This window comes from Methanothermococcus thermolithotrophicus DSM 2095, assembly GCF_000376965.1.
Lineage (GTDB): Archaea > AGJL01 > Methanococci > Methanococcales > Methanococcaceae > Methanothermococcus > Methanothermococcus thermolithotrophicus.
Genome location: NZ_AQXV01000052.1, coordinates 22702 through 35466, shown reverse-complemented (window position 1 = coordinate 35466; position 12765 = coordinate 22702). Strand labels below are relative to the sequence as shown.

Below are 12765 nucleotides of genomic sequence, written 5' to 3'. Positions count from 1 at the left end.
ATACACTTATCCGTAGTTAAATATGTAAAAAACTGAATATCCATAATTTAAAGTTATAGATGTTAATTAGTTGTTTTGTGAAAACACTATAATTATGGTTATTTAAATAGATAATTGTAACGTGGTAATATGTGGGATTTAGAAACTGAAAGAGTTATAGATGAGATAAAAAACAGAAATGCGAGATTGGTTTTATTTCAAGCACCAGAAGGCTTAAAAAGAGCCGTAGAACAAGAAATCGAAAAAATAAAGAAGCAGGTATCTGCAGAACTTGTCATATGGGGAGAAACATGCTTTGGGGCATGTGATTTATGCGATGAAGAGATAAAAATGTTGGGAGCTGATTTGGTTGTTCACTATGGGCATGAACCTCTACCATATGTTAATCCATCGATTCCAACGGTTTTTGTCCATGCTTACTATAGTAAAGAGGATGAAAACATTGTAAAAAATGTTGAAGAAATATTAAAGGACATGGATGGAGAAGTTATTGTGGCAACTACAATTCAATTTAAGAAAGCCTTGGAGAAGTTTAATCCGGTCGTTATTTTAGGATGTAGGGCAAATATTGAAAATGCAAATGTGGATAATGTCTTATTTGTAGGTACTGGAAGGTTTCATCCTCTGATGATAGCATACAAACTTAAAAAGTCTGTTAAAATATACAATCCATTAACTGGGGCGGTTTCCCAAATAACAGACGAAGAGATAAAAAAACTTATTAAAAAAAGAATTGGGAAAGTTTCAAAACTTTTAATCGATCCTCCAAAAAAAGTTGGAGTTATACTCTCCACTAAAAAAGGTCAATGTAGAATAAGGATATTTGAAAAGGTTGTAGAGCTCCTAAGGGAAAATGATATAAATTATATTCCTATTGTTCTGAACAACATATCTCCCCAGTATCTAATATACAAAGTGGATGCCTATGTGGTATGTGCCTGTCCAAGAATAGTTATGGATGATTATTCTCTTTACGATAAACCATTGATAACTCCAAAAGAGCTCGAAATGTTTATCAATAAAGATTTTGACTATGTGTTCGATGAAATTCTTGAATGGGATTTTTAATAAACTTCAGCTTTACAGAGGGTGTTAAAAAGAAAATATATTATATGGAAATTCTATTGAAAAATTAAATTAAATAAAAATAAGGATATAAATAGCTGATTTTTATTCAAAAATGTCATCAACACTGTCTACAGCATCATCTACAAAATCAGTGACATCTTCAATTACTTCACCAGCATTTTCAAGCATGTCTCCATCAACCATATCTTCAACAGCATCAGCTATTAAGCTACCTGCAGCAACTCCAGCAGTAACCGCTGCAGCAGTACCTAACAAATTAGATCCACTTCCTCCTGAACCAGATGCTCTCCCCCCGGTATGATTTGTATAAACAGTCCCACGACTTGCAACAGATCTGTGGCCTGCCACAGGGTGAGCCACACCTTGATTAACATAAACAACTTCTTTTTTTCTTCCAAATAATATATAACCTAAAATTAAACCTGCTAAAAACACCCCTCCAAGAATAATCCATCCGGTAGTTGCCAAAATATCACCTAACAGTTTATATCAAATTATCTAAATATATCTTATCTATAACGTTTTATTTAATTTTTTAGGTATTATACCCTCAATAATTATTTATTTTTGAACACCAATAACTACTAACACATCTCCTTTTTTTACTACAAAATTACTGTCCGGATTAGTGGTTAGTTTCCCGTCCCTTAAAATTCCAATAATGGTTAAATTTTTCTCATTTTTTAGTTTTACAAAGAGATCAATAAACTTCATATCTTCATTTTCCCACTTAATTTCAAAAATGTCACTACCATATTTGCATGTACTAGTATCTTCAAAAAACATAACTACTGAGCTCTCAAATATGGAGCTTGCCAACAACCTACCGGCAAATCCTTCAGATAAAATAACAAAATCAGCTCCAGAATGTCTTAACAGATCAAAATTATCATCCTTTATGCATTTTACTATTATTGTAGCTTTTGGATTTAACTGTCTCGTAACTAAAGTAATTAAAATACTCTTAGAATCATCATTTGTAGAAATTATTACATACTTGGCCTTATCAATGCCTGCCTTTTTTAGAATCTCTTTGTCGTCTAATTCACCAACAACATAGTCGTGGTTGTAAATAGGAGATTCTGAAACTATAACTACATCGTCTTTTATATTATTGGCCCTTAATTCAGCTAAACACTCCTTGCTTGCTTCATTCCAACCTATTATAACAATATGGTCTTTCTTTTTCATAGATAGTATCCCCTGAAACTTTGCTATATTCATATCAAAGATGTGATTTATCATCAAACTTGCCAAAGTTGAATACACCCCTATTCCTGTTAAGGCTATTGCCATTGCTAAGAACCTACCATATGTGGTTTTTGGAGTAATGTCTCCATAACCTATAGTAGTCATAGTTATTATGGTCCAATACAAGCTATCTAAAAAACTGACATGTTCTGCTATCGAAAAAGCAATTGAATAAGTTAAAGTTAGAACTGCAAATATCCCCAATATTATTAAAAAATTGTTTTTCATATTTCCACGTAGTATTATATATTTGATCAGTATATCCCTATGTTCAATAACTATGGATATTTTTTTACAAATTATTTCGTATGATTCATAATTTAAACGTAGGTTTTGAATATTGTTAAATAACAATATTATTCGTTGCCAGTATATAGTTTTTTGAGATATGGGGTAATCTGAGATGGGTTTTACCTAGAAACCAACTTTATAGATTTTATTGGAGGTGAAAGTAAAAAAATGTTTATTACTTATAAAGCAATTGGTTAGTAATGAAGCCAATTGTATGATCTACATTTGGTAATATTCACCATATATTTATTTGATAATCTTTTTCAACCGAAAAGTTTATATATTAGTTTTGAATACTTATAGATGCAAGCACCTGAGCAGGGGTCGCCAAGCCTGGTCAAAGGCGCCGGACTTAAGATCCGGTCCCATAGGGGTTCGAGGGTTCAAATCCCTTCCCCTGCACTTTTTATTTTGGGAAAATATATTTATAGATTTAGATATATGGTTAATATTACATAATCATAAGTAATAATATTATAAATATAATATTAATATGGATCATAATTATTTTATATATTGGTGAAATTATGAAGATAATTGGAGTTTTGGGTATTCAAGGAGATATTGAGGAACACGAAGATGCTATAAAAAAAATAGACTGTATTCCTAAAAGAGTTAGAACTGTTGAGGATTTGAAGGATATAGATGCCCTCGTAATACCTGGTGGAGAGAGTACCACCATGGGAAAACTAATGGAGAAGTATGGATTTATCGGAGCTCTAAGAAATTCAAACATTCCAATACTTGGAACTTGTGCAGGAATGGTTTTACTTTCAAAAGGAACAGGTAGGGAACAGCCTTTGTTAAAATTGATGAATATCACTATAAAAAGGAACGCATATGGAAGCCAAAGGGAAAGTTTTGAAAAAGAAATTGAGTTAAATGATTGTGGGGAAAAGGTCCATGCAGTATTTATAAGAGCTCCTCTTGTAGATGAAATATTAAGTGATGATGTTAAAATTATAGCAAAAGATGATGAAAATATAGTGGGTGTTAAAGAAGGTAAATATATGGCAATAGCTTTCCACCCTGAACTTTCAGAAGATGGATATAAAGTATATAAGTATTTTTTAGAAGAGATAGTAAAAAAATAATATATATCTGTATTATAATTTATTCTTTTATTTTTTGCAGCATGTTGTTAATCTCATATTTTATATATGGATTTTCATGGTTTTTAAGTTCTACGAGCTCTTCCAATATAATTTTATCTACCTTTTGAATAATGTCATCTTTTTTAAAGTATCTTATTAGATATAGTTTTGAGTCATCGTCTAAAGTACTATTTTTTAAATATGTTATTATACCTTCAGCCACTTTATTAATAACTTCCACAGAACATGTATGTGAACACTCGTAAAGTAATCCCATAACTTTCCTAAGGATGATCCATCTTTCATCTTTTTTTATCAATCCTAAAATTTTTTCTGCAAGGTCTAGATCCATTTTATATTCTCTATTTTTTAAAAGATATTGTAATGCATCAAGTGTTTCCATTTGTATGTATATATTTCCATAGTCAAATAACTTCTTAATTAACGGTAAATAATCTATATCATCTGGGCCATCAATAATTGATTTAATGAGCCAATGTTCTCTTTTTATCATGATCGTCATCAATAATTTCAAGGCTTTAGTTGACATGAGGTGGTATTCATTGAATAATATCAATTTAAGAAGTGTGTTGAATACAAACCTTCGTTTTTCATCTATTATTTTTAGAATATGCTTATCCTCATGATTTATTTTGTCGATTATTATGTCCATCATAACTATGTTTAGTATAATATGCTGTTTAGATTCAAGAAATTTTGCCAAATCAGTTGCTCGGGTTTCAGGATTGATATTAAAGTCTAAAAGATCTTTTGATGATAAGTAAGTAATGGAGTAGTACACGTTTTTCCAATCGGGATCGTTTATATCGTCCGTTTCTTTTATGTCTGATGATCTATTTTTCAGATATTCTTCTAACTCTTTTTTCTCTTTTAAAATGGCTCTGCTTTCAATATCATCTACTTTTTCCAATATTTTTAAGGATAAATCTAATATTCTCTGATTAACTGTGGTATATATTGCTAATTCTTTTACAATATCGATTATTTCATCACTTACTATAAATCCTTCTTTTATATGGCTTAATAATTCCCTAAGTCCATATATTCTCATTACAACAATAAGTTCGTTTAATGCTATTTTTAGTACTTTTTCTTTTACTTTTGGCAATTTTGGATATTTCTCTTTGATACTTTGAACTAGTTTTTTAGCCAATTCATTATTTTTTTCTTTCAATATTATTAATTCTTCAAGAATATAGAACGATTTTAAATATGGCACATCCTCCAAATACATGTTTCGTTCTAAGAAGTTTAAAATATTCTCTATCTTTTCTGTATCGTTCTTATTAATTGCTTTTCTCAGTAGTTTTTTTAACCTTATAAAAGCTGCCTTTCTTAGTATTGGATTTTTTATGGCATTTTCAAGAATCTCAAATCTTTCAAAAATGCCTTCATCGAAATAACTCTGCAAATCCTTTGATTCTGGGAAATACTCCAATAATTCTTTACAAATTTTTCTTATGGTGCTTTTTCTATCGGTTAAATATTTAGTAGCTATGACGGATAATAATTTTTCCCTTATTTCCTTATCTTCTAAGATTTCAGGATATTTTTTAAGTAAATCATAGTATAATAAACCGTATTCAAGTCTAATTTCCCAGTACCAGTCGTCACAATAGTGCGCTGTATTTATAATAATGTTTTTGGGGGGTTTGTATCCTCTGTGAACTATTATTCTTAAGATCCAAACCCCGACGTTTCTTACCAAATATACACTATCTTTAATTAATTTTTTTATTAATTCATAGTTGGATTTTATGTATGAAGGGAGCGAATATAACGAGTTTCCTAACTCTTTTGCCCCTTTATATCTATTCAACCAATCGTTACTCATTATAAGGGCGTTTGCAGCTCTTAGAATCTTGGAGTGTTCAAAGATATCTAGATTCTGAAAGTACTCCATGACATTTTTTCTTAAGTAGGGATGATGTACTGGAGATAGGCATTCATATCTCTTCAGTTCAAGTATTAGGGGCATTCCTTTGTAGTAACATAGATGATGTTCCCTTATTATTTTTGCCAAGTCTATTCTATTGACAATATTTTTTACTTCGTTTTTGAATTCTTGATTTGAAATGTAGATATTATACAATACCTTGAGGGCGTAAGCTCTTGCAATGTAGTTGTCATTAAGGTTTTTTGTAATTGAGTCAAATAACTTTTTAACATACTTACGGTCTATATGTATTAATGGTCCCAACTCAAGAATAAAGTTTTTGAACAAGAATATTGACGCAGCTCTTAATGACCAACCATCACTTTCGAGATTTTTAATAACCTTGTCCATAAGTTCTATAACTATTTCGGGACTTTCACTGTATATCTCCTTAAGTATGTCACAGTGCCTTCCAATGGTTAGTATGGACATGACTTTAATTAATTTATCCCCATGATCTATGTTCTTTATAAGTTCTATTATCTCTTCTTTTTTAATGGATTTTTTAAAGTACAGGAATACTACGGATTTAGACATTTCCTCGGCATTTTTGGTATTAAATATATCGGATATATTGCTTTCACTAGGCCTTTTTACTAAAAAGTACAATTTTCTTAATACTTGTGCATTTATATTTTTAAATTCTTCAAGTATCTCAATGGCAATTAGTTCTAAAAGTTCATACTCATCCTTCATGGAGATCATTACTATTTCAGGTAGCGAATTTTTTAAATAATCTGGGGTAAATAATGAGATGGAAGCCAATCCTATAAGTCCATGAGCTCTCTCAAAGGGATCTCTTGAATATAGTTTGTTTGTAAGATCTATTACACATCTGTTTATTATTTCAGGATTTAATGAGTCAATTATACGCTTTGCAAATTCTGATATTGATCTATTGGTTGAATGGCACTCTAAATAAATTAAGATCAGTAGATCTATTGTTACCACAAGATATTTTGTAATAATAGTTTTTAATGAAGTTAGTAAATTCAATTTAACTGCTAAGTTGTTATCTTCAGATAACTTTAGGATATCATCACTTATTTCGTGGATTTTTTGTCCGTTTTTGATATAACTTATCATTTTTGCAGCTTCTGCTCTATGTTTCCAGTTTTCAGATACCAAATATCTCCTAAAAAGTTCAATTAACTCATCTTCAGACATGTTTTTATACATAATACTCCCTATTAAAGCTATGATATCAAATAATTATGAGACTGTTCCAACCTATACATCAATATACAGTATGCTACTAACATTGTTGTTATCATTAAAATACATATCTCTTTATAAATGTATGTGATATTATTTTTAGTGGGTGGTAATTTGACCAAGATCATAGCTATAAGTGGAAAAGGCGGAACTGGAAAAACGATGTTCTCAACCCTGCTAATAAAGGCATTATCGAAAAAGACAAATAGTATATTGGTTATTGATGCAGATCCTGACTCAAATCTTCCTGAAACATTAGGTGTTGAAGTCGAAAAGACAATAGGAGATATAAGAGAAGAGCTAAAAAAACTTGTGGAAGAGGATAAATTATCCCCTGGAATTTCAAAACAAGATTATTTACTAGGAAAAGTCTATGAAATAATAGTTGAAACAGAAAACTATGATTTATTGGTTATGGGAAGACCAGAGGGAAGTGGTTGTTACTGTAGTGTAAATAACTGGTTAAGGCAGATAATTGATAGTCTTGCAAAATCTTACGAGTATGTGGTTATAGATACTGAGGCTGGATTGGAACATCTCAGTAGAAGAACCACTCAAAATGTAGATAAAATGGTAGTGGTCACTGATGCGTCTAAAAGAGGACTGGGAACTGCAAAGAGGATAAAAAAACTTGCAGATGAACTCGACATAAAATTTAAAGACATATACGTGGTTGCAAACAAGGTTAATGAAGAAAATGAAAATATAGTTGAAGAAAACGCCACAGTGTTGGGACTCAATTTGGTTGGAAAGCTACCATACAACGAAGAAATATCAAAGTATGATCTAGTAGGAAAGCCATTATTTGAACTGCCTGACGACAATGAAGTATTCAAAAAAGTTATGAAAATTGTAGAGAAATTTTAAATATTAATATTAAATTGGTTCATAACCTTCATAACGCTTAGGGCCACGCCTTCAACCTCAATACCGCCTTTTCCTTTGACACCATCACCAACTAGATATAATCTATCGTTTACAATAGGGTCCAAGTCAGTTCCATTTGATGCATGATTGACAGGCCAGTTGTCCATATAGCTTTGAATATGTAAAATTTCATAATCAATTTCATTAAATAGGTCCTCAATATCATCCAGCACAATATCAATTTCTTTTTTAGTGTTGTTTCTTAGCTGGGTGGCATGTACCATAACTAAATGATATCCTTCTTTTGCTAAACTTCTATCCACGTTTGAAGGCTGGTTTAAACCATTTACTCGTTCACTATCTACAGTAAATAAAACTCCATTGTGCTCTATAATTCCTTTTTTACTTCCAATGCTTACCTTAATACCTTTTGACGGTTTTGGTTCTTTTTTCATAAAATTAATGTTGCTAATTTCCTGAGTTAGTTTTGGAGATAAGTTGCTGATTACAACGTCAAACTCGTTTTCTGAGTTTATGTATCCTTTATCGTCATCCAATTCTATCCTATCAACGGTATAGTTTGTTACTATCTTTCCGCCATTTTTATTGATCACTTCTATAAGACTGTCAATAACCCCTTTACAACCGCCTATTGGTATTCCAGGACCTCCAAACTTATAGTAATTTTTTGCAATTTCTAAAATTTCATCCATTGGAGTATCGTATGCATTTAAACTCAGGGCCCAACCAGTAAATGAGTTTCCAACTTTAATGGCTAAATCTATATCCTCTAAAAACTCCCCGAAGGACATTTGTTTATCAATTCTACCCAATTTTAAATTAGCCACCATTTTTAAGCCTTTTAATTTATCCTTCATTCCAACGGTATTAAAGAGCTCGTTGAATAAATAATTTCTTCCGTTTACCCTAAACATTCCATCCGGATTTGAATTAATAATTTTAACATTGCAGCCGGCTTTTCTAAGTAATTGGGCTAAATAGCCATCGTTTCCATGGGGTATCATGTGCAGAGCTCCTGTTGTAAGCTGATAATCTTTATAACATATGTTTGTAAATCTCCCACCTGGAAACGGTAGTTTTTCATAGATGGTAACATCGTGATATTTTGATAACAGTGCACCAGATAACAAACCGCCTAACCCGGCCCCAACAATTCCGATTTTCATTATATCGCCTTTTTAGGTAAATTTAACATAATAAAATAATACGTATATAATTAAAAGAATTAAAAAAGAGATTATTTAAATTTATATGTTGCATTTATCCATACATTACAGATAAATGTGGAGTGGTCATGTTTATTTTACCTGTTTTACCAGTTACCTTTTCTATGGCCCTTTCGAAGTCCTGCATTGTTACATAGTCTCTTTCTTCCCTTATTGCAAACATACCGGCTTCTGTACATATTGCCTTTAAGTCTGCACCAACACAACCTTCGGTCAATTTGGCGACATCACTTAAGTCCATATCTTTTAAGTTCATCCTTTCAGTGTGTATCTTTAATATTTCTAATCTACCTTTTTCATCAGGTGCAGGAATATCTATGATTCTGTCAAATCTTCCAGGCCTTAATATCGCTGGATCCAATATATCCAATCTGTTAGTTGCTGCAATGACTTTTACATCCCCTCTTGCATCGAATCCATCCATTTCAGCAAGTAGTTGCATTAATGTTCTCTGTACTTCTCTATCTCCGCCGGTTAATGACTCTGTTCTTTTGCTTGCCACTGCGTCTATTTCATCGATGAATACGATACATGGAGCTTTTTCCTTAGCCAATTTAAATACATCTCTTACTAATTTGGCACCTTCACCAATGAATTTTTTAACGAGCTCTGAACCTACAACCTTTATAAATGCTGCGTTGGTTTCATGTGCTACAGCCTTTGCAAGTAAGGTTTTACCGGTTCCTGGAGGTCCGTATAATAAAATACCTTTTGGAGGGTCAATACCTACTTTTTCAAACAATTCAGGTTTTTTCAGTGGTAACTCAACAACTTCCTTAACTTCCTGGATTTGTTCTTTTAAGCCCCCAATATCTTCAAATGTTACGTCTGGCTTCTCATCAACTTCCATGGCCAGAGCTCTGTAATCTTTTTCTTTAGGTAACACATCAACTACCGCTAAAGTCTGCTGATTTAAACAGATCCTTGTTCCCGGAACTATATCATCAGGGTTTACAAACTGTGATACGTTAACTAAGAAATTAGGTCCTGTTGAACTTTTTACAACGACCTTTCTGTCGCTTATTTTATCGATAACTGTTCCAAGTATTAATGGTGGAATTCTTAATTTATCGAGCTCTCGTTTCAGTATTTCGTTTTCTTTTTTCAACTGTGTATTTTCTCTGCTTAAGTCCTTATTTTCAAGCTCTAACCTAAGTAATTTACTCTCCAATTCAGCTATGTAGGTTTTTTCTTTAAAATTCTCTAATTCATTTAAGTCCATTTCCTTTTTCTCATTTACATCGTCGTATTCGTCAGGGTAGTTCATAAATAATACCTCCATAATAGGTACGATAGGATGATGATAATTAATTATAATATATAAAGTACATAATATATCTCTAATTATATATATTTAATTAGGTTATTACAAATACTAATTTAATAGATATTATTAAGTAAGTGTAGTAATTAAAGTTTCAATAAATATATGTTTTAATATAATATTTTTATAATCTAATGGTAATAGGTGGATTTATGTTATGTGAGCTCTGTGGAAAGGAAGTTAAAAACTTATTACACGTAAGAATTGAAGGAGCAGAAATGCAGGTTTGCGAAGAATGTGCGAAATTTGGAATTGCTCCAAAAAGTTACTCGAGAAAACCTAGGGCTGTAGGAACTAAAATGCCCCAAAATAATAAAAAGACCGTAAGAAGAAGGCCTACAAGAGATATATTCGATAATTTGAAAATCATTGTTGAAGATTACGGCACTATTATAAAGGAAGCTAGAGAGAAAAAAGGAATGAAATTGGAAGATTTAGCTAGAAAAATAGGCATTAAAGAATCTACACTCCATAAAATTGAGAGAAATGAACTTGAACCAGAAGAAAAATATGTAAAACGTCTTGAAAAAGAGTTAAACATCAACCTCTACGAAGAAGGTGAGCAGGAATATAGTGCAGGCTCTTCAGAACAGGAATTTACTTTAGGGGATTTTGTAAAGGTAAAGAAAAGAAAATAATTTTTTAATTTTTTAGCCAGTTAGTTAATGAAATTAGTTAATGAATGTGCCTTTAACTCTTTTCAGAAGGGCATCATATATATTTCCTTTTTTGTTTCCATTGAATATTACGGTTTTTATGCCCAGGTTATAGGATTCCATAACTTTTAAGTACATTCCGCCGGTTACATCGTTTTTATCAGATGGTTTTAGAAACTTTAAAACTTCGTTGATGTTTTCTGAGTTTATTCTTTCAATAACCTTTAAATTTGAATCAAGTACTCCATCTACATCTGAGGCGTGAAGACTTAAATCAGGGTTTAATTTTTTTGTTAAGTATGGCAAAGCATGATCTCCTGAAAATATTTTGAAATTTTCGTTATTTTCATCAATTACAATATCTCCATGGATTACTGGGACTAAACCTCTTTTTAACATACCTTCAATTGCAAAAGTGTCAAAGTGTAGGTTAGAATCGTCGGTACTGTTGAAAGCTATAAATGATGAAGGCTGTATTGAAACTGCAGGGACCTCGTAGTCTTGAAGTGTGTCAATTACTATGTTGTTGAATCTCCTCATTGATTTTTGAATTTCCCAGAATCCATGGTCCATGTTTTCGAATCCATGTTCTTTTTTATATTTTTTTGCCACAGGATGTCCAAAAGAACCGCCCCCATGGATGATAATAAGTTTTAAATCTTTTCCATTTTCTTTGTAGTGTTCCATTGCATTTTTGATTTCCATTGAAATTCTTTCTAAATTATCCCATTTTATAGAAAAAGGCATGTTTTTATCGCATAAAATACTACCGCCGAGTTTTAAAACTGCAAACAAATTTTCACCTCATATAAAATCACAGTGATGAATAAAAAAACAGATATTGATATTGGTGTATATATGGAAAGAAAAGATTAATTATAATTTATTCGGGGCGGTCTTTGAAATAGGGTAAATTGTTATTAGTGGTTACTAAAATAGGTTTGTCTACTTCTTTCATTCTTTCTAAAATTAGTTCTTTTCCAGTTTGGGTTAATGCAAATATCGGCACCGAGCTCCCAGCCTGAGCTCTAACATGTTCTTTAATACCTTCAGCTACTTCCTTGGATGCACAGGCAGTAATCAAATCAAAATATTTCAAGTATTTCTTAACTTCAGAGCTCTCACTCCCGGTAGTGTGTACTCCAAAAACAACTATTTTCACATGTTCATTTTCTAGTTCTTTAATTTTTTCTGATTCTTCTAAGTTGGATATGGTCACACCGATTCTTTTGTATCCTAGCTCTATGGCCCTTTTAGCCCCTTCGTATTGATTGATTTCAGCAGTTTCTTTGTTAAGCACGACTCCTCCGGCATTTTCTATTTTTTCAATAACCTTGGGGATTGGTGTGGTTTTAACTATTCCTGAAATTCTCCCACAGAGCCCTTGAACCAGTTTTGGATTGTTCGTTATTACAGTTCCAGCACAATCTGATACTACTACAACGGCATCAAGTAATTTATTTTTAAGGGACGTCATAAATATTTCTGAAGTTCCAAATCCCACTATGCAATCTTCAACTTCAACTACTCTGTTTTCAGTAAATAACCCAAAATCCTTTATCCTAAATTCTATGTTCTTTTTGATGCTTTCTTTAGTTATTTCCGTTATTCCTCTATGCTTTGCAAACAATGGGCAGTATTTTATTACAGGCTCTCCAACTTCAACAACTTCACCGTTTTTCACGACAACCCTTGTTTTACCAAGAGCTTCCATTATGTGAATATCTTCATTTTTATCCATTGAAAATCCCTGTTTTTATTGATTAAACTTTTT

The 12765-nt window shown here is 31.8% G+C and carries 11 protein-coding genes and 1 tRNA gene; 5 read left to right on the top strand and 7 right to left on the bottom strand.

What is annotated here, in order from left to right:
- The first annotated feature begins 129 nt into the window (after positions 1 to 129).
- Complete coding sequence (gene dph2, locus F555_RS0106230) at positions 130 to 1068, top strand: diphthamide biosynthesis enzyme Dph2 (RefSeq protein WP_018154365.1); 939 nt, start codon at positions 130 to 132, stop codon at positions 1066 to 1068.
- A 102-nt stretch (positions 1069 to 1170) separates the two neighbouring features.
- On the opposite strand, the gene F555_RS0106225 is transcribed toward dph2, so the two are convergent.
- Complete coding sequence (locus F555_RS0106225; RefSeq protein ID WP_018154364.1) at positions 1171 to 1557, bottom strand: hypothetical protein; 387 nt, start codon at positions 1555 to 1557, stop codon at positions 1171 to 1173.
- 93 nt (positions 1558 to 1650) lie between these two features.
- Complete coding sequence (locus F555_RS0106220) at positions 1651 to 2568, bottom strand: potassium channel family protein (protein ID WP_018154363.1); 918 nt, start codon at positions 2566 to 2568, stop codon at positions 1651 to 1653.
- Between the two features lie 380 nt (positions 2569 to 2948).
- Between F555_RS0106220 and F555_RS0106215 the strand changes: the two genes are divergently transcribed.
- Both F555_RS0106215 and pdxT read left to right on the top strand, forming a co-directional pair.
- Positions 2949 to 3033: transfer RNA gene (locus F555_RS0106215), tRNA-Leu, on the top strand.
- 125 nt (positions 3034 to 3158) lie between these two features.
- The gene (gene pdxT, locus F555_RS0106210) at positions 3159 to 3725 is read left to right on the top strand and encodes a pyridoxal 5'-phosphate synthase glutaminase subunit PdxT (RefSeq protein WP_018154362.1); all 567 of its coding nucleotides are present in this window, start codon (positions 3159 to 3161) and stop codon (positions 3723 to 3725) included.
- Positions 3726 to 3744: 19 nt separating this feature from the next.
- Here the strand turns inward: pdxT and F555_RS0106205 are convergent, their stop codons facing one another.
- Positions 3745 to 6861 carry a hypothetical protein gene (locus F555_RS0106205; RefSeq protein WP_018154361.1) on the bottom strand — a complete coding sequence of 1039 codons (3117 nt, stop codon included), beginning with the start codon at positions 6859 to 6861 and terminating at the stop codon, positions 3745 to 3747.
- 150 nt (positions 6862 to 7011) lie between these two features.
- Between F555_RS0106205 and F555_RS0106200 the strand changes: the two genes are divergently transcribed.
- Positions 7012 to 7764 carry an ATP-binding protein gene (locus tag F555_RS0106200; RefSeq protein WP_018154360.1) on the top strand — a complete coding sequence of 251 codons (753 nt, stop codon included), beginning with the start codon at positions 7012 to 7014 and terminating at the stop codon, positions 7762 to 7764.
- Here F555_RS0106200 and F555_RS0106195 read toward each other — a convergent pair.
- Complete coding sequence (locus F555_RS0106195; RefSeq protein ID WP_018154359.1) at positions 7761 to 8951, bottom strand: NAD(P)-binding protein; 1191 nt, start codon at positions 8949 to 8951, stop codon at positions 7761 to 7763. The two genes, F555_RS0106200 and F555_RS0106195, sit on opposite strands and share 4 nt — an antisense overlap.
- 94 nt (positions 8952 to 9045) lie before the next feature.
- A complete protein-coding gene (locus F555_RS0106190; protein WP_018154358.1) occupies positions 9046 to 10278 on the bottom strand; it encodes a proteasome-activating nucleotidase in 1233 nt (410 codons plus the stop codon).
- Between the two features lie 209 nt (positions 10279 to 10487).
- On the opposite strand from F555_RS0106190, the gene F555_RS0106185 reads away from it, so the two are divergent.
- Positions 10488 to 10973, top strand: a complete 486-nt coding sequence (locus F555_RS0106185) for a multiprotein bridging factor aMBF1 (RefSeq protein WP_018154357.1) — start codon at positions 10488 to 10490, stop codon at positions 10971 to 10973.
- Positions 10974 to 11006: 33 nt separating this feature from the next.
- Here F555_RS0106185 and F555_RS0106180 read toward each other — a convergent pair whose 3' ends face one another.
- Both F555_RS0106180 and F555_RS0106175 read right to left on the bottom strand, forming a co-directional pair.
- The gene (locus F555_RS0106180) at positions 11007 to 11786 is read right to left on the bottom strand and encodes an isopentenyl phosphate kinase (protein WP_018154356.1); all 780 of its coding nucleotides are present in this window, start codon (positions 11784 to 11786) and stop codon (positions 11007 to 11009) included.
- 88 nt (positions 11787 to 11874) lie between these two features.
- A complete protein-coding gene (locus F555_RS0106175) occupies positions 11875 to 12732 on the bottom strand; it encodes a methanogenesis marker 8 protein (protein ID WP_018154355.1) in 858 nt (285 codons plus the stop codon).
- Positions 12733 to 12765 lie beyond the last annotated feature (33 nt).